This window comes from Hydrogenivirga caldilitoris (assembly GCF_003664005.1).
Taxonomy (GTDB): Bacteria; Aquificota; Aquificia; order Aquificales; family Aquificaceae; genus Hydrogenivirga; species Hydrogenivirga caldilitoris.
The window spans coordinates 1,214,666-1,234,814 of record NZ_RCCJ01000001.1; the positions used below are offsets into that span (position 1 = coordinate 1,214,666).

The 20,149-nt window shown below is 46.2% G+C and carries 17 protein-coding genes and 1 tRNA gene; 8 read left to right on the forward strand and 10 right to left on the reverse strand.

The features are described from left to right. The first annotated feature begins 103 nt into the window (after nucleotides 1–103). Nucleotides 104–1,267: an iron-containing alcohol dehydrogenase gene (locus tag BCF55_RS06660; protein ID WP_121011808.1), complete on the forward strand. Its 1,164-nt coding sequence runs from the start codon at nucleotides 104–106 to the stop codon at nucleotides 1,265–1,267. On the opposite strand, the gene BCF55_RS06665 is transcribed toward BCF55_RS06660, so the two are convergent. From BCF55_RS06665 to trpD, 4 genes are all read right to left on the reverse strand, one after another. After that, nucleotides 1,264–1,773, reverse strand: a complete 510-nt coding sequence (locus tag BCF55_RS06665) for a YqhA family protein (RefSeq protein ID WP_121011811.1) — start codon at nucleotides 1,771–1,773, stop codon at nucleotides 1,264–1,266. The two genes, BCF55_RS06660 and BCF55_RS06665, sit on opposite strands and share 4 nt — an antisense overlap. A 10-nt stretch (nucleotides 1,774–1,783) precedes the next feature. Further along, on the reverse strand, nucleotides 1,784–2,260 hold the full coding sequence (gene smpB, locus BCF55_RS06670; protein ID WP_121011814.1) for an SsrA-binding protein SmpB: 477 nt from the start codon (nucleotides 2,258–2,260) through the stop codon (nucleotides 1,784–1,786). Between the two features lie 9 nt (nucleotides 2,261–2,269). Then, nucleotides 2,270–2,343: transfer RNA gene (locus BCF55_RS06675), tRNA-Arg, on the reverse strand. 47 nt (nucleotides 2,344–2,390) lie between these two features. Further along, complete coding sequence (gene trpD, locus BCF55_RS06680; protein ID WP_170144805.1) at nucleotides 2,391–3,404, reverse strand: anthranilate phosphoribosyltransferase; 1,014 nt, start codon at nucleotides 3,402–3,404, stop codon at nucleotides 2,391–2,393. A gap of 4 nt (nucleotides 3,405–3,408) precedes the next feature. On the opposite strand from trpD, the gene coaBC reads away from it, so the two are divergent. Next, entirely contained in the window at nucleotides 3,409–4,602 is a 1,194-nt protein-coding gene (coaBC, locus tag BCF55_RS06685; RefSeq protein ID WP_245960412.1) for a bifunctional phosphopantothenoylcysteine decarboxylase/phosphopantothenate--cysteine ligase CoaBC, read from the forward strand. On the opposite strand, the gene BCF55_RS06690 is transcribed toward coaBC, so the two are convergent. Next, nucleotides 4,589–5,275 carry an SDR family NAD(P)-dependent oxidoreductase gene (locus tag BCF55_RS06690; RefSeq protein WP_121011820.1) on the reverse strand — a complete coding sequence of 229 codons (687 nt, stop codon included), beginning with the start codon at nucleotides 5,273–5,275 and terminating at the stop codon, nucleotides 4,589–4,591. The genes coaBC and BCF55_RS06690 overlap by 14 nt on opposite strands. Continuing rightward, on the reverse strand, nucleotides 5,272–6,153 hold the full coding sequence (locus tag BCF55_RS06695; protein ID WP_121011823.1) for a DUF86 domain-containing protein: 882 nt from the start codon (nucleotides 6,151–6,153) through the stop codon (nucleotides 5,272–5,274). Before BCF55_RS06695 ends, BCF55_RS06690 begins: the two co-directional genes overlap by 4 nt. Nucleotides 6,154–6,273: 120 nt before the next feature. Between BCF55_RS06695 and BCF55_RS06700 the strand changes: the two genes are divergently transcribed. Genes BCF55_RS06700 through BCF55_RS06715 form a run of 4 tightly spaced genes read left to right on the forward strand, consistent with a single transcriptional unit; the run spans nucleotide 6,274 to nucleotide 12,434 of the window. Next, on the forward strand, nucleotides 6,274–8,715 hold the full coding sequence (locus tag BCF55_RS06700) for an ATP-dependent Clp protease ATP-binding subunit (RefSeq protein WP_121011826.1): 2,442 nt from the start codon (nucleotides 6,274–6,276) through the stop codon (nucleotides 8,713–8,715). 45 nt (nucleotides 8,716–8,760) lie between these two features. Beyond that, nucleotides 8,761–11,094, forward strand: a complete 2,334-nt coding sequence (gene bamA, locus BCF55_RS06705; RefSeq protein WP_121011829.1) for an outer membrane protein assembly factor BamA — start codon at nucleotides 8,761–8,763, stop codon at nucleotides 11,092–11,094. A gap of 15 nt (nucleotides 11,095–11,109) precedes the next feature. Next, complete coding sequence (thiD, locus tag BCF55_RS06710) at nucleotides 11,110–11,925, forward strand: bifunctional hydroxymethylpyrimidine kinase/phosphomethylpyrimidine kinase (protein ID WP_121011832.1); 816 nt, start codon at nucleotides 11,110–11,112, stop codon at nucleotides 11,923–11,925. Next, nucleotides 11,907–12,434, forward strand: coding sequence for a CPBP family intramembrane glutamic endopeptidase (locus BCF55_RS06715; protein ID WP_121011835.1), 528 nt, complete (start codon nucleotides 11,907–11,909; stop codon nucleotides 12,432–12,434). The genes thiD and BCF55_RS06715 overlap by 19 nt, the downstream gene beginning before the upstream one ends. On the opposite strand, the gene aroD is transcribed toward BCF55_RS06715, so the two are convergent. The 3 genes from aroD to gltB are packed head-to-tail and all read right to left on the reverse strand — an operon-like array spanning nucleotide 12,372 to nucleotide 18,649. After that, nucleotides 12,372–13,028, reverse strand: coding sequence for a type I 3-dehydroquinate dehydratase (gene aroD, locus BCF55_RS06720; protein WP_121011838.1), 657 nt, complete (start codon nucleotides 13,026–13,028; stop codon nucleotides 12,372–12,374). The genes BCF55_RS06715 and aroD overlap by 63 nt on opposite strands. A gap of 9 nt (nucleotides 13,029–13,037) precedes the next feature. Next, nucleotides 13,038–14,159: an MFS transporter gene (locus BCF55_RS06725; protein WP_121011841.1), complete on the reverse strand. Its 1,122-nt coding sequence runs from the start codon at nucleotides 14,157–14,159 to the stop codon at nucleotides 13,038–13,040. Further along, complete coding sequence (gene gltB, locus BCF55_RS06730) at nucleotides 14,156–18,649, reverse strand: glutamate synthase large subunit (protein ID WP_121011844.1); 4,494 nt, start codon at nucleotides 18,647–18,649, stop codon at nucleotides 14,156–14,158. The genes BCF55_RS06725 and gltB overlap by 4 nt, the downstream gene beginning before the upstream one ends. A gap of 98 nt (nucleotides 18,650–18,747) precedes the next feature. Here gltB and BCF55_RS06735 point away from each other — a divergent pair, with 98 nt between their 5' ends. Beyond that, nucleotides 18,748–19,056: a metal-sulfur cluster assembly factor gene (locus BCF55_RS06735; RefSeq protein ID WP_121011847.1), complete on the forward strand. Its 309-nt coding sequence runs from the start codon at nucleotides 18,748–18,750 to the stop codon at nucleotides 19,054–19,056. Continuing rightward, nucleotides 19,044–19,529, forward strand: a complete 486-nt coding sequence (locus BCF55_RS06740; protein WP_121011850.1) for a V4R domain-containing protein — start codon at nucleotides 19,044–19,046, stop codon at nucleotides 19,527–19,529. Before BCF55_RS06735 ends, BCF55_RS06740 begins: the two co-directional genes overlap by 13 nt. On the opposite strand, the gene BCF55_RS06745 is transcribed toward BCF55_RS06740, so the two are convergent. After that, nucleotides 19,530–20,135: a methylthioribulose 1-phosphate dehydratase gene (locus BCF55_RS06745; RefSeq protein ID WP_121011853.1), complete on the reverse strand. Its 606-nt coding sequence runs from the start codon at nucleotides 20,133–20,135 to the stop codon at nucleotides 19,530–19,532. It abuts the gene before it with no gap. Nucleotides 20,136–20,149 lie beyond the last annotated feature (14 nt).

Consider the following 20,149-nt stretch of genomic DNA (forward strand, 5'->3'; position numbering starts at 1 on the left):
ATGGGTAAGTTCCTGCGCTTTCTTTTAGCCTGTGCCGGCTGTATAGGTTTTGCTGTAATTTTGTACCTGCTCCTCCATCTGGCAGGTATAATTTAAGAATCCCATGGTTGTTAACTTTTACAGACCCGTTGAGGTATTCTTTGGAAAGGGAGCCGTTAACAGGGTAGGTGAGATTGCTCGCAGATACGGGTTTAAAGCTCTGATAGTAACGGGAAAGAAGAGCGCAAGAGAGAGTGGAGCATTAGAGAAAGTTATAAGGTCTCTCAATTCCCACGGCATACAGGAGTATATCCTCTACAACGAAGTCATTCCCAATCCGACAGACCAGGTAGTGAACGAAGGTGCACGTATCGCGGTTGAGGAGAAGATAGACTTCATAATAGGACTTGGGGGCGGTAGCGCTCTGGATACAGCAAAGGCTATTTCTATAACTTCCTCAAACGAAGGTTCCGTATGGGACTACATGAAGTACCCTGAAGGTCCCAGGCTTGTTCCCTACCTGAACCGACCGGTGATATGTATACCCACAACTGCCGGAACTGGAAGCGAGGTTAACAAGTACTCTGTGATAACCAACTCATTAAGAAAGGAGAAGCTTGTTCTTTCCCACAGTTTGAATTACCCCAGGGTAGCCCTAATAGACCCAGAGCTATCCATTACAATGAATGCAGAGCTAACAGCCATAACTGGTTTTGACGCTCTCATCCATGCTTTAGAGTCCCTCACCAACAGGGCAGAGAACTTTATGGCTGAAGAACACTCTGTAAAGGCAATAGAGCTGATCGCAAAGTGGCTCCCGGTGGCAATAGAAGAGCCGGACAATTATAAAGCAAGGGAAGCGATGTCCTACGCTTCTATGCTGGCTGGTGTTGCCATTGACCATCTGGGTGTTGCGTTGATACATGCCATGGAGCATCCCGTTTCCGCTCACTATCCTGATGTCGCACACGGACTGGGTTTAGCTATACTTGCACCTTACGTAACAAAGTTCAACTACAAAGGAAATCCGGAGAAGTACGCTCTTTTTGCAAAGTTGATGGGCTACGAGGAAAAACCGGAACTCGCTGTTGATGCCCTCGTGGATTTTCTTGAGAGGATAGGTCTTTTAAGGACCCTAAAGGATGTGGGAGTTGAGGAGGGTATCCTTGAAAGACTGACAGAGGACGTTTACATGCTTGCAAGACACTCTTTCTTGATAAATCCCGTGGAACCCACCCTCGATGATGTGAGAAAAATCTATCAAGAAGCCTACGAAGGAAAGCTTTAGTGGTTATGGCTTTCCTTATGGGTAAAGTAAAGGGCTAAAGCTATACCTAGAGCTCCTACGGAAAGGTAAAGCACATCAAGGGGTGTCTTGTACTTCATCTCTACCGCCTGCTTGAAGAAGGTAACTATGAGAACCATTATGACCACCCTGCCTAACTTCGTTTTAAGGTCCTCAAGGTTGGTTATGAATAGGACCTTAGAGCTCTTTGGGTCCTCTTCAGCCACATCTATCTTTGATATGAAGAGCTCATAGAGTCCAAGAGCAAATATCAGAAGGAAGGTTGCTATGAGAAACATATCTATGGAAGCTATAGCAGACGCCACGAGCTTTTTGGAAAGCAGTTCATAATCAAAGCTCTTTAAAAATTTAAAGAGGGGTAAGAGGACTTCAACAAAACCGGCCAGAAAGAGGGCAAAGGCTCCTATCAGGGAACTTACAACCGCAAGGATAACTAAAAGCCTGGATTTCCACAACAGGCTTTCAAAGATATGTTCCAGCTTCTTCATGAAGTGGATATTATAGCCTTATCCTACCTTTGAACTCCCTCTCAAGCTCTCTTTTCACAGCTTTCTCTTTGAGTTCCTGTCTCCTATCATAGAGCTTTTTACCCTTCACAAGGGCTATCTCCACTTTAACCTTCCCGTTCTTCCAATAAAGCCTGAGTGGGATTATCGTATAGCCCTTTTCCTGGGACTTACCCAGAAGCCTCATTATCTCCCTCTTATGGAGAAGAAGCTTCCTCTTCCTCAGAGGGTCTGGAGGTTTTATGGTAGCGAATCTGTAGGGTGATATGTACAGATTATAGAGCCAAGCTTCACCGTTGTCTATACGAACAAAGCTGTCTTTAAAGGAGACGTTGGCTTTGCTTCTGAGAGACTTAACCTCAGGACCTTCAAGGGCTATACCTGCTTCATACTTCTCAATTATCTCATACTTAGCCCTTGCCTCTCTATTCTCGGCTATTGGTACAACTTTATCCGCCTTCTTTGTCATAGGTTTCCACCGGGGCGGTGGGAGTCGAACCCACAACCTCGGGATCCGTAGTCCCGCGCTCTATCCAGTTGAGCTACGCCCCGTTCCTCTTTAAGTAATTATAAGTTCTGAAGGGTTTAAAGGCAGAGGTTTACAACTTATTGGAAAGCTCTATAAACTCCTCCAACTTTCTCTTAGCCTTACCGCTGTCTATGGATTCTCTTGCCATTTCAAGAGCCACCTTCCTATCTTCCACTTTCCCCGAGGCAAGTATACCGAAGGTTGCGTTCAACAGAACTATATCCCTGTGAGGACCCTCTTCTCCCTCCAGAACGGAGAACCCAACCCGGAAGCTCTCCTCTGGAGAGGTTATGCAAATCTGAGCAAGCTCTTTCCTCTGAATACCCAGTTCCTCGGGTATAAACTCGTAAAGCTTGACCTCCCCTCTGTCCACCTCACCTATGAGGGTTGCATCGGATATGGAAACCTCATCTATGCCGTCCTTTCCATGTACAACAAAGGCTTTTATTATCCCAAGCCTGTTTAGAACCTGGGATAACTTGTCTACCAATTTATCCGAGAAGACTCCAAGTATCTGTCTCTTCGCACCGGCAGGGTTTGATAGGGGTCCAACCAGGTTAAATATTGAGCGCACACCGACCTCTCTCCTAGGACCTATGACTCTCTTCATAGCAGGATGGAAGAGAGGAGCGAACATGAAACCTATACCTATCTCCTCTATCATCCTTGCCACCTTCTCAGCAGGGAGGTCTATCTTTGCCCCTGTCTGCTCAAGGAAGTCGGCACTCCCGCATCTTGAGGACACAGAACGGTTTCCATGTTTTGCCACACGAATGCCAGCTCCGGCAACAACAAAGGCAGTCACTGTAGAAACGTTGAAGGTGCCGGACTTGTCTCCTCCGGTACCACACGTATCCACAAGCTCGTCGGGAGCTGAAACCTCTACCCTGGTTGCCCTCTCTCTGAAAAATCTCCCCGCTCCTTCAATCTCATCAATGGTCTCACCTTTCATCTTAGTGCCCATTATGAAGGCACCTATCTGGGCATCCGTAGCTCCGCCATCCACTATCTCTTCAAGAGCTCTGTACATATCCTCAGCAGAGAGGTTCTCTCCCTCTGAAATTCTGTGGAGTATTTCCCTCATATCCATGGCTAAATTTTATAACATGAAGCTTCTTGAAGGAAGAAAGGTGCTCTTAGGCATCACCGGCGGTATAGCTGCTTACAAGGTTGCTCAACTTGTAAGGGAACTGAGAAAAGCTAAGGCTGAAGTCAAAGTCATAATGACTCCCTTTGCTGAGAGGTTCGTGGGAAAGCTTACCTTCGCAACCCTCTCCGGAAACAAGGTTTACACAGACTCCAGTTGGGAAGAAGAACCCTTAGCCCACATAAACCTCGCCCGCTGGGCTGAGGTGCTTCTTCTCGCACCCTGCACGGTGAACACCCTTTCCAAACTCGCCTTAGGTCTTGGGGATAATCTGCTCACTACGACGGTTTTAGCTTACAACGGAACGCTACTCATAGCTCCAGCAGCCAACACGGTTATGTATAAAAACGCAGCTGTGCAGGAAAACCTCAAAAAGCTCAAGGAAAGAGGTGTGATAGTGATAGAACCGGAGTGGGGAGTCCTTGCCTGTGAAGAGGAAGGGGAGGGAAAACTCGCAAGTGAAGACAGGTTGATAGATTGGGTCATCTGGTCTTTTTACCCCAAACTACTTTTAGGTAGGAGAGTCTTGATAACCTGTGGCTCCACACGAGAGTACATTGACCCCGTCAGATTCATTTCCAACGACTCAAGCGGTGAAATGGGTTTTTCACTCGCAAGGGCGGCAAGGTGGCTGGGAGCTGAAGTGAAGGTAATAGCCGGGCATACAACCGCCAAAGAACCCCCCGAAGTTGAAATAGAGAGGGTTGTGAGCTCGGAAGACATGCTCAAAGCCGTTCTTAGAGAATTTGAAGAAAGCGATATAGTTATAATGAACGCCGCTGTTGCGGATTACAAGCCTAAAGAGGCAAAGAAAGGAAAGATTAAGAAACAAAGCTCCCTTACCCTTGAGCTTGAGAAAACAACCGATATACTCGCGGAGCTTGGGAGAAGAAAAAAGCACCAGATGCTGGTGGGATTCGCCCTTGAAAGTGAAAATCTCCTTGAGAACGCTATGGAAAAGCTAAAGAGAAAGAACCTTGACTTGATAGTTGCCAACCCGGTTGACGTCATGGGGGCAGTTCACCACAGAGGTTATCTGATAGACCCAGAGGGTTATAAGGAGTTTGAGTTCAAAACAAAGCTTGAGAGTGCAGAGTTTATCTTGAAGACTATCTCGGAGTTCATATCTTCCTAAGGTCAATATAAGAGCCACTCTCAAACTCCCTTAACTTTGGTAGGCTCTCAAATATGAGTTTTGCTGTCTCTTCAGGGGTTTTCTTTGGTGACTCAATTATCCTCTTTACAGAGGGAAAGCGCTCTGAATCCTGCTTCATAACCTCCTCAAGCATAGGTGTAAGGACCAATCCGGGAGCGAGAGCGATTATGTGGGTGCCCTCCATTTCACGGGAGTATAACTTCAGCAGGCAGTTTAGAGAAGCTTTTGATAAGGCGTAGGCGTTCCAGCCTCTGTTGCAGTTAACAGAAGCTCCTGAAGATATACCCACTATGCTTTCAACCCTTATTCCCATAGCCATCAAAGAGTCAAGTATCACTTTGTTTGCCCAAACGTTTACGTTCATAACTTCCTGAAATCTGTGGAGGGGTACCTCATGCATATCCCCAAATTCGCCCAAAATACCGGCGTTAAGTATAACAAGGTCTAAGGAGGATGTTCCCTCAAGCAGCTTCTGTAATCTTTGGTATACCCTCTCAAGCTCTCTCAGGTCAGCCTTAACGAACTTGACCTTTCCCGTGAGCTCTTGAGGCATATGTCTGCTCAGGGCATAGACTTCATATCCCCTTTTCAGGGCTTCCTCAGCCAGTGCCTTTCCAAGACCCGAACCTATACCGGTTATTAAGAGCTTCATCCTCTAACTCCCCCCTTACTGAGCAGGTCCTTAAGGCTCTTTGATATCTCCTTAACTATGGCGTCAAACTTCGGATTGAGTTCTTTAAGGGTGCTATAGAGCTCTTCAGGTGGAACTTCCCAAGTGCTTATAAGCTTATTCTTCAAATTGGTTAGTTTAAAAACATCCATATAGTACTCCTGGGGTATGACTCCTGCCTCAACCAGCTTGGAGAGACAGTCATCTCCAAACCTCTTGACACCAAACTTAGGAGCTAGATGCTTGCATATATCAAACAGCGAATCGTAAGCAACCTGGTAGAAGTACTTTACCCTGTCGTAGTACATGGGTTTAGACTTGAACTCGGCATAACCCTGCTGCAGAACAAAGTCTATCTTCTTCACCGACTCCTTTATGAACTTGGATTTCTCATTTAACAGGTCAAAGTCTATAAGAAGGTAGTTCCCTGTTGTTTCCTTTATGTAGTTAATAACAGCTCTAGCGTATTCCTTGAACATACTCAGGTTTTCTTTAAGAAAACGGTAGAGCTCTTCCGGAGACACTGCTTCCTTAAGGTCTCTATATTTGAAATAGAACTCGGTAAAATCCTGAAGCTTGTCAACCTCCTCCATACCTATATGTTGAGCGAGTTTAACGAGGCAATCCTTGGAGGAGGTCTTTAAGCCTAAAACGCTGGACATGTGCCTACACACCCTCATAGAGCTTTCAAAGGCTAAGTTGAAATCAATTCTAACCCTATCAAGAACAAGCTTATTACTGACGAATTCGTCTTCGGGCAGGGCTATATGCTTTTTCAGGTCAACGTAGGACTTCTCCAGGTTTTGAAAAGCTTCAACTATCAAACTTATCTTGAAACCCTTTTTCTTAACTCCGGACATCGTGCTTTAGAATAAAGGAGATAAAAGAGCAAGTCAAATGATGGGGGTCAATGACCTTACGCATGGTATTGTCATCACACCTCTATATTGTTATCTTATAAACTCAAGTGAGGTTAGAGCATGTTTGAAAAGTTTACAGAGAGAGCAAGACAGGTAATACTCCAGGCAAGGGAAGAGGCACTTGACCTGGGGCACAGCTATCTTGGGAGTGAGCACATACTGCTCGCTCTTATAAGAGATGAGGACATTCCTACTCTTGTCATGTCAAGGTTTGGCCTTACAACCGACAAGGTCAGGAAGGCTATAATGGGGCAGGTCAACAGGGGCTCCCATACGGGAGAGATACTCTTTGCCCCAGATGCCAAGCGTGTGATAGAGTTTGCCGTTGAGGAAGCAAGGATATTACATCATCAGTTTGTTGGACCTGAGCACCTTCTCATAGGTATAGTCAGGGAAAAAACCGGACTGGGCGGAAGGATACTCAGGGGTTTTGGTCTTGACGAGTATTCGGTTAGAAGGGAAGTACTCCAGATACTCGGTGAGCTGCCTCCTCAGGAAAGTGTCAAGTACGCCCCAACACCCAACCTGGACAGGTTCTCAAGGGACCTTACCCAGATGGCAAGAGAAGGTAAGCTTGACCCCGTAATAGGAAGGGAAAGGGAAATAGAAAGGGTTATCCAGATTCTCGTGAGGAGAAGGAAAAACAACCCTGTTCTCCTTGGAGACCCAGGAGTTGGTAAAACGGCTATAGTTGAAGGTCTCGCCCAAAGGATCGCCAACAAGGAAGTGCCAGAACCCCTTATAAATAAAAGGGTTGTAGCCCTTGACCTTGCGGCTTTGGTTGCAGGAACCAAGTACAGAGGTCAGTTTGAAGAGAGGCTTAAGAACATCCTCAAAGAGCTTGAGAAAGCCCCTAACGTAATTCTGTTTATAGACGAGATACATACCTTGGTTGGTGCAGGTTCTGCTGAAGGCTCAATAGACGCCTCCAATATGTTAAAACCAGCCCTCGCAAGGGGTGAGATTCAGGTCATAGGAGCAACAACCCTTGATGAGTACAGAAAGTACATTGAAAAGGACGGAGCCCTTGAGAGAAGATTCCAGCCTGTGCTCGTTGACCCGCCTTCTGAGGAAGACACCGTGCAGATACTCTACGGTCTGAAGAGGAAGTTTGAGGAGTTTCACAGTGTTGAGTACACACCCGAATCTTTGGAGAAGGCTGTAGGTCTTTCGGTTAAGTATATAACCGACAGGAACCTTCCTGATAAAGCCATAGACGTGGTTGACGAGGCAGGAGCCCTTGTCAAACTCAGAGCTATGGATTTACCTCCAGAGTTGAAGGAGCTTGAGGAAAGGATAAAGGAGCTTGAGAAGGAAAAGGAAGAGGCTGCAAACGAGCAAGATTATGAGAAGGCGGCAAACATAAGGGATGAGGAGCTAAGACTCAGAGCCAAGTTTGAAAACCTGAAATCCAAGTGGAAACAGGATATAGAGAAGAACAGACCGAAGGTTACAGCTGAGGACGTTGCTGAAGTTGTAGCCAGGTGGACCGGAATCCCTGTAAAGAGGGTTCATGAGAGCGACATGGAGAAGCTCCTCCACATAGAGGATGAGCTCAAGAAAAGGGTTGTAGGACAAGAAGATGCAATAAAAGCGGTTGCCAAGGCTATAAGAAGGTCAAGGGTAGGTCTAAAAGGTAAACACAGACCTATAGGTGTATTCTTGTTTTTAGGACCTACCGGTGTAGGTAAGACAGAAACCGCTAAGGCTCTGGCAGAGTATCTCTTTGGGACAGAGGACGCTTTAATAAGGTTTGATATGTCCGAGTACATGGAGAAGCATACAGTCTCAAGACTTATCGGTGCACCACCGGGATACGTAGGGTATGAAGAAGGTGGACAGCTCACGGAAAAGGTAAGGAGGAGACCTTACTCGGTTCTTCTGTTTGATGAAATAGAGAAAGCTCATCCCGATGTCTTCAACGTATTCCTCCAGATATTTGACGATGGAAGACTCACGGACGGGCTTGGAAGAACAATTGATTTCTCCAATACGATAATCATAATGACCTCTAACTTGGGTGCCCGTATGATAGTCCAGGGCGGCACAATGGGATTTGAGAAAAAGTTCGGAATGATAGATTTTGAGCAGATGAGAAGGAACGTGCTTGAACAGGTAAAGAGAACCTTCAACCCCGAGTTCCTGAACAGACTTGACGAGGTTATAGTTTACAGACCTCTTGAGAAGAAGGATGTTGAGAAAATCCTTGAGCTTCAGGTGAAAGAGGTAAACGAGAAACTAGAGGAATGGGAGATAAAGGTGAAACTGCACAAAAGCTTTGTGGACTGGATTATTGACAGGGAATACAAGCCCGAGTTCGGGGCGAGAAGCTTGAAACGTGCCTTACAGAAACACGTTGAAGACCTACTTGCGGAGGAACTCATAAAGGGAACTCTCAAGGACGTTGAGCTGGTTGAGATAAGGGTCAGAAACGATAAACCTTACATAAAGCCTGCTAAGAAGAAGAAAAAGTTAGAGGAGGCTCTGCTTAAGGAAACTTGAGGGTAGAGCCTCTCCTCTCCCTTATTCTGTTATAATACGTTCTCTGTGATAAGACTCTTCCTGAGTATCCTTTCAATTGTCCTCTGGATAAGTCTGTCCTTTTCCCAAGTTGTCAGCAGGATAGAGGTACAGGGCAACAGATACGTCCCCGAAGACCTAATAAAGGAGATACTCTTGACCAAAGAGGGCAGTGAGTTTTCCATAGATAAGGTCCGTAAAGATATAAGAAGACTTTTCAGCACTGGGTTCTTTAAAAGAATAGAGGTTCACAGGTTTGATGAGGATGGCAAGGTGAGACTCCTATACGTGGTTGAGGACCTTCCGGTTATATACAAGATAGAGTTTGAGGGTAACAAAGAGCTTGACGATGAAGACTTGGCGAACAAGCTCGGAATTGAAACAGAAGTCGGAAAGATGGACGTTGATGAGCTCATAACTGGTTACACCTCAAGCCCTGCTATAGAGGAAAGGCTTGAGATACAGAGAAAGATAAAACTCGGTAGGGTTCTTTCAGAGAAAGATATAAAGTTTCTCGTAGAAAGGATTAAAGAGATATACAGGGAAGAGGGATATCCGGACGCTGAGGTTACTTATGAGATAGTCCCTAAGAAGGGTGCCTCCAAGATAGTTTTCCACATACAGGAAAAGGAGCAGAAATACGTTGTAGATATAGTCTTTAAAGGGAACGAGACCTTCTCCAGCGGAGAACTTGAAGACCTGATGAAAACCCAGGACAGAAACATATTCATATTCAGACTGAAACCTCCCTTCAGTGAAGGGGTCCTAAAAGAGGATATAGAGAGTATAAGAGAGTTTTACAAAAACGAGGGTTTTCTTGAGGTCAAGATTGATTACAAGGTTGAAAGGAAAGACGGTAGGCATGACATATATATATTCATAGAAGAGGGACCCAGGTACAAACTCAAAGAGTTGAAGATTACAGGAAACACCTACTACGCCTACTCTGAGCTGGTGGGCAACTTTCTTGAAAAGAACAGGAGGAAAGGGGGGTTTTATAGGGAAAAGGTTATCCAGGACATAAAAAGGAACATCGGAGACCTTTACTCAGATATAGGCTTCGCCAACATATTCATAGAGGAGAAGAAGAGTGTAGACCCTGAGAAGAAGGAAGTCAGCGTAGTTCTGGACGTAAAGGAAGGAGAACCCGTTTACATAGAGAAGGTCAAGATAAAGGGTAACTACGAAACCAGGGATTACGTCATAAGGAGAGAGTTAAGGGTCCAGGAGCAGGAGCTGGCTGTAAAAGGAGGCATAAAGAGGTCAAGGAGCAGGATACTAAACCTCGGATACTATGAAGATGTTCAGATACAACCTTTCCCAGCGGCGGACAACAAATGGGACCTACTGGTAAACCTAAGGGAACGTTTTACAGGTCAGTTCTCCGTTGGTCTATCTTATAATGAAGTGACAAAGCTTTCAGGCTTTGTATCCATTAAAAAGGGGAACTTCCTTGGGACGGGAGATATCCTCGGGCTCTCCGTAAGTTACGGTTCTCAATATAAGGACAATACCTTATCCTACACGGATAAGTGGTTTATGAACAAGCCCATTGACCTGACATGGTCAATCTTTGACAGGAGGATAGAGTACACCACCTACACCGTTGAGAGGCAAGGTATAAGCGCTACTTTCTCCAGGGAGTTCTGGGAGTACTGGAGATGGGCGTTGGGTGCCAGTTTTCAGAGAATAAAGTATTCGGATATAGACCCGAGTGCCTCTTCCTTTATAAAGGAGCAGGAGGGAAAGAGAGAATCAAGGAAGCTCATATTCTCCCTGTCGCGGGACACCAGAGACTTCTTCCTCTTTCCAACGGAAGGTTCCTACGTCAACCTGAGCTACTCCGTAGCTGTTCCCGTATTGGGAGGCAGCGAAAAGTTTCACAGGGTTGAACTTACAGGTTCAAAATTCCTCAAAGATACCTACTTTGACTCGGGTTTTGTCCTGTCTACAAAGGGTACAGTTGGATTTGTAGAGCCTTATGGAGGCGAGGAAGTTCCCCTTGACGAGAGATTCTTTGTAGGCGGCGATTTCACCATAAGGGGATACGAGTACGGTATGGCTGGAGTTATTGACCAAAACAATGAGCCTATAGGTTCAACAAAGGAGCTCATACTTAACTTTGAGCTCAATTACAAGCTTCATGAAATGCTTTACACAGGTATATTCTATGACACCGGACTTGGAGCAAACAGCTGGGGAGACTTTAACCCTAAGAACTGGAGGGGAGGTTACGGTGTAGGCATAAGGTTCATAACCCCGATGGCTCCAATAAGGCTTGACTGGGCATGGAAGACAAAGAAGGTTCCGGGCGATACCTCAAGTTCAAGGATACATTTCGTTATAGGGGGCTTCTTCTAACCTATATTATTCTTCATGGAGAGAATTCCAAGAGCTCTTACCATAGCCGGGTCAGACCCGAGCGGAGGTGCGGGGCTTCAAGCTGACCTGAAAACCTTTACAGCTTTAGGTGTTTACGGTATGAGTGCCGTAACATCCGTAACTGTGCAGAACACAGAGAGGGTAGTTTACGCAAAAGAACTTCCACCAGAGCTTGTTTATGACCAGATAAAGGTTGTTGCAGAAGATATAGGTATTGATGCCGCAAAGACGGGTATGCTTTCTGGAGAGGAGGTGATACTGGCGGTTGCTAAAGCTGTTAGAGACTTCAAGATAGACCGACTGATTGTAGATACAGTTCTCAGGTCAAAGAGTGGTTATTCCCTGCTTAAAGATGAAGCTATCAGGGTACTTGTAAAGGAACTGTTTCCTCATGCCCTACTTATAACGCCAAATATTCCTGAAGCTGAAGTTCTGTGCGGTGACAGGTTGGTGAAGTTAAGGGATATTGAACTGTGCGCCAAAAAACTCCTTAGCATGGGACCTAGAGGAGTTCTAATAAAGGGAGGACACATGGAAGGGGATAAAGCCATAGACGTTCTGTACACAGGAGGAGATGAGTTTCATTACTTCGTTGGTGATAGGGTAAGGACAAAGAATCTTCATGGGACGGGATGCACCTTGTCTGCAGCCATAACCGCATTACTAGCAAAAGGCTATGAGTTTTACGAAGCTATAAAGAAAGCTAAAGACTATGTGCAGGGAGCCATAGAGAACAGCCTTCCTCTCGGAAAAGGACATGGACCTTTAAATCACATGTGGAACATAAAGGGATGCGTGGAAGACTTTTAGCTTACGGGGGACTTTTAGCAGTCCTCTTCATAGCTAAACTCTCGCCCCAACTCAATCTCCTGCCTCCCCTGTACATGATCGCACCCCTCTTCCTTATACCCGAGGAGAAGCTTGGCTTCAGAAATTACGGAAAGGGAGCCCTGTACGGCTCTTTGTTCTTGCCTTTGCTTTTGATAGCACCACCGGAGCTCTCCTGTCCAGGGTGGATTTTGAACCAGCTGGGTATATCTATCTCGGAGGAGGTATTCTTCCGTGGTTTTATGATGGGTAGCCTGGGAAACCTAAAAACCTCCTTCCTCTTCTCCCTCGCTCATCTTATACACTTCCCTACACTTAACTCTCTTCTGGTTTTCTTCCCTTCCCTTATATTCGGATACGCTTATATAAAAAGTGGTTCTATCCTTACCCCGATTCTGCTCCACTTTACGGCAAATCTATTCTATCACTCACTTGTAAAAGAGTTCCCGGAGCTTTACCACATCCTCCAGAGGCAACTGACCGGGAGCTAAACTTTCACCAAGGGAAGCGTAAGTTATAACCGACCCGAAGGCGTACCCGGCTATCCTGGAGACCCTACCTATATCACCCATAGCTATCAGTATCTTTTCATATTTCTCCTGAGCTCCAACGCACAGGAGCCTTGAAACGTCTTCATAGGAGTTTGCCTTCACGGCTAACTTTGGTATCCCTCCGTATCTGTGACCCTCTCGGAGAACCTCCCTCAATATCCAGTTAGGGGGAGTGAGCTCAAAGTTATGGAAAGAAACTATAAGTTTACCTCCATTCTTTGCAACAGCATTCCTGACAGGTATTATCATCTCCCGGGAGGACAACTCTATATCAGCAAAATCACACAGAGGGGCAACTTTATCAAATATATCCCTTCTATTTGCCACCTCTCTACCGCCCTCTTCTGGACTCCTAACGGTAAGGATAACCTTTAAACCTTCCTCCTTTGCCTTCCTCACACAATCTTCAACGAAACCCACTTCTGTATTCTGGAACTGGTCAACTCTAAGCTCAACTATATCGGCTCCCTTTTCAGCGACCTCCCTTATCCTCTGACTGAATTCCCTGTCAGTGAGCGGTACAGCTATCAGCATGGTTATTCATTATATCAGGCGCTTTTTACTCGCATACCAGAACAGGATGAGTCCAAGGATAGGAAAGGCTGCCATCAGGCATGCCGATAAAGGAAAGTTATTGTCAGTCAGGAGGAGAAAGGTGCCCCAGAGAAAAAGACCGGTTGTGGACGCAACCCTTTCCGTAAGGGACAGGAAAGACAACCTGATGGAGGCTTCCCCTTCGGGGAACTCGCTCAGTATAAGTACCCGGGATGTAGTCCATACATGAGCCAGAGATAAGCCAGCCCAAAGACCCCACACGAGGAGGAGGGATTTTGGAGCTAAAGGTAAGCTTGCAAGGAAGAGGGTCCATAAAAGGAAACCTAACGGAAACACCCTCCTGACTCCGAAGAGGTCGCTCAACTTACCCCATAGCAGACCTCCTAAAATTCCGCCAAAAGCTGAAAACCCTATGACTCTGTAAATCTCAACCCTATCTAACAGGTAAACCTCTTTAAGGTACACACCCATCATGGCAACCAGCGTGTTGGCAACTTCCGTAACGGTAAGTATGGACAGTATCAGTAGCAGGAAACTCCTATCTCTGAAAACCTCTTTCACACTGACCTCACTCCTGTGGTGAGGGTTCTCCAGTCTGATTACAGAGGGGAGAAGCAGCACAAAAAATATACCAGCTACTACGAAGTAAACCTCTGGTTCTTTAAGCTTATCTGCTAGAAAGATCAGTGCGAGAGCGGAACCCACATAACCGAGGGCAACGCCGAGACCGGAGGTAAAGCCCCTATACTCAAAGTCAAGGAGTAGAGAGTTATAAAAGACGAAAGCTTGCTGATGAGCCACAGCCATAAGGAGGAAGAAGAAAAGGGCAAGTGCAGGGTAGGGTAAAGATAGCCCCACAGAGATACATAAAAGAACCACAAGGATGCCAAAAATGGTAAAGAAGGGCTTTCTAAGGGCTCTTCTGTCTGCTTCCTTGCCAAGATAAAGGGCTAACAGAAAGGAAAGGAGAAAGGAAAAGCCGTAGAAAAAGCTATAGAGGGAGGGACTTATATGTTGAGTTATGTAAAGGGGGAAGAAGGTAGAAAACACGAGGGCACCGAGGATAGTCTCCCCGGTGTCAAACAATCCAAAGGAAAGCTTCTTTATCACCTACCTAATATCTCTACCTCGCAGACGTCAGATTCCCCGTATGGGTCTCTCTTGCACTGCTCAAGGGGTATAACCTTCCAGAACTTGCCGAGGTACTCTTCAAAGTTAGCAAGTATATCCTTTGCCCTGGGGCTATTGGTGTATTCATAGTGTCTCTGAATCAGGTTTTTGAGCTCTTCTATCTCATCCTCTCCCACAAGTCTCCTGGCATACACGTATGAGTAGTTGAGTTTGTGCTCAAGAGTTCCCTTCTCATCAAGTATGTAAGCGTGTCCACCCGTCATCCCTCCTCCAACGTTGTACCCCACATCTCCCAAGACAGCTATAACCCCACCGGTCATGTATTCACAGAGATGGTGACCTGTACCCTCAACCACGGCAACAGCTCCACTGTTCCTCACACCGAACCTCTCTCCCGCCCTACCTGCTGCATATAGTTCTCCACCTATAGCTCCGTACAGGCATGTATTTCCCATTATTACGTTCTCATGGCTGTTCTCAACTCCATCGGGAACAAGGATTATCTTGCCTCCCCACATACCTTTGGCAACGTAGTCATTTGCCTCACCGATAAGCCTGAGAGTCAGTCCCCTGTGGTTGAAAGCACCGAAACTCTGACCAGCTGTTCCTCTAAAAGTGAGTTTTATGGTATCCTCGGGAAGACCCTCATCCTTATACTTGAGAGCTATGTAGTAATTGAGTTTTGTAGGTATTGTTCTGTGGATGTTCCTTATCTGGTATTCTTTCTCAAAAGGTTCTCCCCTCTCTATATAAGGCAGCACCTCTTTGAGTATATCGTCATTAAAGTTGTGAGCCGGGTTATCATTACGCTCCACGAGGCACCTTCTCGGTCTATCTTCCGGATAGCTTTCCAGGAGAGCTTCAACTTTCATCCTCTTTGAACCAGGAAACTCATCGTAACGAACTACCTCTATGAGGTCTGTCCTGCCTATGACCTCATCTAGGCTCCTCACACCCATCTCGGCAAGTATCTCCCTAACTTCGCGGGCAACAGCTTTGAAGTAAGCCATTACGTTCTCAACCTTCCCCTTGAACTTTGCCCTGTACTTGGGGTCCTGGGTTGCAACACCGGTTGGGCAGGTATTCAGGTGGCAGGCTCTTGCCATGACACAACCTTCCGCTATCATAGCAGCCGTTCCGAATCCGAACTCCTCCGCTCCCAGCAGCGCTCCGATTATCACATCTTTGCCCGTCCTCATGCCTCCATCAACCCTAACCCTTATCTTGTCCCTCAAGTCATTTTCCATTAGGACTCTCTGGGTCTCCATTAATCCTATTTCCCAGTAATTACCAGCGTTTTTTATAGAGGAGTAGGGAGAAGCTCCGGTACCACCTTCAGCGCCGCTTATTTGGACTATATCGGCGTATGCCTTGGCAACACCAGCTGCTATAGTGCCAACACCATGCTCTGCAACGAGTTTCACACATATCCTTGCTTCCGGATTAGCCTGTTTGAGGTCATGTATTAGTTGAGCAAGGTCTTCTATTGAGTAGATATCGTGGTGGGGTGGAGGTGATATAAGGGTAACTCCCGGCTGGGCATGTCTCAACCTTGCTATATACTCGTTCACCTTGTGTCCGGGGAGCTGTCCTCCTTCTCCGGGTTTTGCTCCCTGGGCTATCTTTATCTCAATATCTTTTGCAGTAGCGAGATAGGTAGGCGTTACGCCGAACCTTCCGGAGGCAACCTGTTTTATAGCCGAGTTCCTTATAGTCCAGTACCTGGCTGGGTCCTCACCTCCTTCACCTGAGTTAGATTTCATACCTAACCTGTTGCAGGCTTCAGCTATCACCTCATGGGCTTCAGGTGATAGCGCACCAAGAGACATACCGCCGGTAACGAATCTCTTGAGTATCTCCTCCTCAGGCTCCACCTCCTCAATCGGAATAGGCTTTTCAGCCTTTCTGTAAGAGAGAAGGTGTCTTATAAAGGTAGGATGTTGGGAGTTTGCAAGCCTTGAAAATTCCTTATAGTCCTCATAGTCCTTCGTATCAAGGAACTTGTGAAGTGCCCTCACAACGTGAGGTGACCAGGCATGAAACTCTCCCCCTTTCCTGAACTTCATGTCACCCCCATAATCCAGCTGGGGTTCCTCGGTTTCATAGGCTGCGTTGTGCCTTGCAAGGGTAGAGAGTTCTATCTCATCTATACCATCAGCTTCAAGGGTTACAGGTGTTCCAGTGAAGAATCTGTCAACCACCTCCCTGTTGAGACAAATGGTGTCAAATATCTGAGCTCCATGATAAGAGTTCAAGGTAGATATACCCATCTTGGACATTATCTTTAGCAGTCCATCCTCAAGAGCCTTCTTGTAGTTGAAGACAGCCTCCTCATAGTGAATATTGAGCTTGCCGCTATCACAGAGCTCCTTTATAGTTTCGTAGGCGAGGTATGGATAAACCGCACTTGCTCCGTAACCTATAAGGCAGGCTATCTGATGGGTATCACGAGCCTCTCCCGTTTCAACTATAAAGGATACCTTTGTGGATAAGCCTTCTCTTGCAAGATGTTTAGTGCAAGCAGAGACCGCCAGCAGGCTCGGTATGGCAACCCTGTGCTTGTTAATGTATCTATCTGAAAGTATTATTATCTCAGCTCCATCCCTTACAGCCTCTTCAACCCTTCTCTGTAAGGTTTCTATACCCATCATAAGGTCGTTTATAGGTATCTCTTCGTAAAGGGCGTCCATTATAAGCTCGGAAATCCTCCTCTCTCCAGCCATGTCCTGAAGTTCAACTATGTTGTAACTCCTCTCTTTTGGGTAGCAGATGGGGATTCTCACCACCTTAAACTCGGTCTGTTCCTCTATAGCCTTGAGCTGGTAATCAAGCAGTATGGGGGAGTCTATCTGGAGACGTCTCGCATGCTCCGGTGTTTCTTTGAGAAAGTTCCTCTTGTGTCCAAGGTTCATCTTCAGGGACATGACAAGTCTTTCCCTTATCGGGTCTATAGGCGGGTTAGTTACTTGGGCAAACCTCTGCTTAAAGTATCTGAAGAGGAGTTTAGGTTTCTCGGAAAGGGGAGGAAGGGGTGTGTCATCACCCATGGAGAAGGTAGGCTCCTTACCTGTCTCTGCCATGTAATGGAGAATGTTTTTTATCTCTTCCTCTGTCCAGCCAAAGGCTACGAGCTTCCTAATCCTATCCCGGTCTTCCTCAGGAAAACCCAAACTCTTTCCTTCGGTAAGCTTTGATAGTCTTAGCAGGTACTTATCAATCCAGTCCTTATACGGTTTCTGAGAGGAGAGCTCCTTGAGTATCTCTTCCGTTTTCTTTACCTCTCCCTTGCTTAGGTCAGCAACGATGGTGTCTCCAGGTCCCAGCCTCCCCTTCTCTTTAATTCTCCTATCGGACAGGTCTATCATACCCACCTCTGACCCAAGAACCAAGATACCGTCCTCAGTGAGGACGTACCTGGCTGGTCTGAGTCCGTTCCTGTCCAGGTGAGCACCTATCTTATCCTTGTAGGTAAAGGCTATAGCGGCAGGACCATCCCAGGGCTTCATAAGAAGGGACTGGTACTCAAAGAAAGCCTTAACCTCTTCGCTTAGCTCAGGCACATGTTCCCACGCAGGAGGTATGAGCATGTTTATGGCGTGCTCAGGGGAAAAACCAACGATACACAGGAGCTCAAACACCTTGTCAAGGGAAGCTGAATCACTCTCATCAAAGGAAACCAGAGGCTTTATAAGTTCGGCTTCATCACCAAAAAGCTCATGTTCAAGCTCGTGTTGCAGCGCGTTCATCCAGTTCCTGTTGCCCTGGACTGTGTTTATCTCACCGTTGTGGGCAAGCAGTCTGAAGGGTTGAGCCAGTCTCCAGTTAGGGAGGGTGTTGGTTGAATACCTCTGGTGGAACAAGCAGTATGCACTCTCATAATCCGGGTCGTTAAGGTCCGGATAGAACTTATCAAGCTGAGGCGCCACAAGCATGCCTTTGTAAACGATAACCCTTGAGGAGAGGGAAGGTATATAAACCTTTCCAGCCCCGAACTTGTTTTCAATTCTCCTGCGTAAAAGGTAAAGTTTTACATCCCTCTGGTCCAGGGTTATATCCTCCGTATCCAGGAGGAGCTGCTTTATCTTCGGCATAACTTTTAGAGCGGATTTTCCAACCGCATCCTTGTCGGTAGGGACATCTCTCCAGCCAAGCACCTTTATACCAGACTTGGCGACCTCTGCGGTTATCTTGTCCTCAATATCCTCATAGAGGAAAAAGACACCAACAGCAAGATTATCAATATTTGAAAGCTCGTAACCGAGTTCCCTTATGACCTTTTCAAAAAACTTCTTAGGTATCTGAGTGAGAACACCTGCGCCGTCACCAGTCTTTCCATCACCACCGATGGCTCCTCTGTGTGTCAGGTTTTTGACCGCTTCCACACCCCAGCGAACTATCTGGTTATCAGCCTTCCCCTTTATGTTACAAACGAAACCAACTCCACAGGAATCGTATTCAAGTAGCTGCATTTTCACACCTCACGCAGAAAGTATATATAATATACTCCCTAACGCTCTTTTATGACGAAACTCCTTCCCCCTGGAACCTGAGAGTATATTATTTTCCTATGGAAAGAGAGATACTTCAGGCTCTTACGGAAGTGAAAGACCCTGAAATACCCATAGATATAGTTAACTTGGGGTTGATTTATGGGGTACGTGTTAGGGACGGCGTTGCATACATAGATATGACCTTGACCGTTCAAGGATGTCCTGCCAAACACTTCTTTGCAGAGCATATTAAGGAAAAGATATTAGAAAAGTTTCCTCAGCTGAAAGATGTTGTTGTAGAATTTGTATTTGAGCCTCCTTGGACGAAGGAGAAGATATCAGAAGAGGGAAAGGCTCAGCTGAGGAAGTTAGGATGGGATATCTGAAGGATAACATACGAGCTCTTGCCGAAGCGATAGAACGGGAGTCTGTTCTTATACACAGGGACGCACTCATTGACGGTTACAGAGACGTATACAAGCTCTCCAAACTTGGGATAGACCGTATCATAAAGAAAGCAGCCGAGTACGGTGGAAGGAAAGGAGCCAAGACCCTTAAAGAGAGGTACGGTGTATACACGGATAGGCTTGATGAAGCCCTTGAGCTGCTCACCATAATAGCGGAATCTTCAAGGCTCATAGACCTGCTTGAGTACGACATAGAAAGTCTGGAGATACATATAGAAGGCTCAATCCTGGTTGAAGCGATAGGTAAGAACCAGAAGCCCGTATGCAAGCCCATGGCTGGGTTCTTTAAAGGTTTCCTCAGCGACCTCTTAGACAAGAAGTATGAAGTTGAAGAGGTCACCTGTGCAGCACAGGGATATGAAAGGTGCACCTTCAAGATTAAACAGAAATAATTACCTCATAGACATAAGTTTTATCTCACATTCAAAGAGAAATTCATAGGCTTCGGCATGGAGGATGGCTCTCTCCATACTTTCACCCCAGGTGTAAAGCCCGTGAGAACCTATTAGAAAGCCATATACATTGCTGTGCTTTTTAATGTAGCCTTCCACCTTTTCAGAGAGCCTCTTCATGTCCTGGTCGTTTTCAAAGACAGGGACGCTCAGTCTTGTCTCGTGAGTCTTTATTTCAGGAAAAGCCTTCAAGAGTTCATAGTCCTCAAGCTCCACCCGTCCCTTGGCAATCCTTGATATAAGTGTTGCGTTTGGAGAGTGGGTGTGAACCACTGCGTTAACATTAGGAAAGGTTCTGTATACGAGAAGGTGCAAGAGAGTCTCGGCTGAGGGCTTCTTGTCGCCAAGAGCCTGTCCCTCAAGGTCTACAAGGATTATATCCTCGGGTTTGAGCCTTCCCTTATGCCTACCGGAAGCTGTTATGGCAATCTTATCTATATCAACCCTGACTGACAAGTTACCGCTGGTAGCAGGAACCCAACCCTTCGCATCAAGAAAGCGCCCTGCCTCAATTATCTCAACAATAACTTCTTCTAACTTTTTCATTTGATAAAAAATCT

Coding starts and splice junctions, on each gene's coding strand:
- BCF55_RS06745 (WP_121011853.1), bottom strand. CDS start 20,135: ATGAAAAAGTTAGAAGAAGTTATTGTTGAGATAATTGAGGCAGGGCGC.
- gltB (WP_121011844.1), bottom strand. CDS start 18,649: ATGCAGCTACTTGAATACGATTCCTGTGGAGTTGGTTTCGTTTGTAAC.
- BCF55_RS06690 (WP_121011820.1), bottom strand. CDS start 5,275: ATGAAGCTCTTAATAACCGGTATAGGTTCGGGTCTTGGAAAGGCACTG.
- BCF55_RS06735 (WP_121011847.1), top strand. CDS start 18,748: ATGGAAAGAGAGATACTTCAGGCTCTTACGGAAGTGAAAGACCCTGAA.
- BCF55_RS06665 (WP_121011811.1), bottom strand. CDS start 1,773: ATGAAGAAGCTGGAACATATCTTTGAAAGCCTGTTGTGGAAATCCAGG.
- smpB (WP_121011814.1), bottom strand. CDS start 2,260: ATGACAAAGAAGGCGGATAAAGTTGTACCAATAGCCGAGAATAGAGAG.
- thiD (WP_121011832.1), top strand. CDS start 11,110: ATGGAGAGAATTCCAAGAGCTCTTACCATAGCCGGGTCAGACCCGAGC.
- BCF55_RS06700 (WP_121011826.1), top strand. CDS start 6,274: ATGTTTGAAAAGTTTACAGAGAGAGCAAGACAGGTAATACTCCAGGCA.
- coaBC (WP_245960412.1), top strand. CDS start 3,409: ATGGCTAAATTTTATAACATGAAGCTTCTTGAAGGAAGAAAGGTGCTC.
- BCF55_RS06740 (WP_121011850.1), top strand. CDS start 19,044: ATGGGATATCTGAAGGATAACATACGAGCTCTTGCCGAAGCGATAGAA.
- trpD (WP_170144805.1), bottom strand. CDS start 3,404: ATGAGGGAAATACTCCACAGAATTTCAGAGGGAGAGAACCTCTCTGCT.
- aroD (WP_121011838.1), bottom strand. CDS start 13,028: ATGCTGATAGCTGTACCGCTCACTGACAGGGAATTCAGTCAGAGGATA.
- BCF55_RS06660 (WP_121011808.1), top strand. CDS start 104: ATGGTTGTTAACTTTTACAGACCCGTTGAGGTATTCTTTGGAAAGGGA.
- BCF55_RS06695 (WP_121011823.1), bottom strand. CDS start 6,153: ATGTCCGGAGTTAAGAAAAAGGGTTTCAAGATAAGTTTGATAGTTGAA.
- BCF55_RS06715 (WP_121011835.1), top strand. CDS start 11,907: ATGCGTGGAAGACTTTTAGCTTACGGGGGACTTTTAGCAGTCCTCTTC.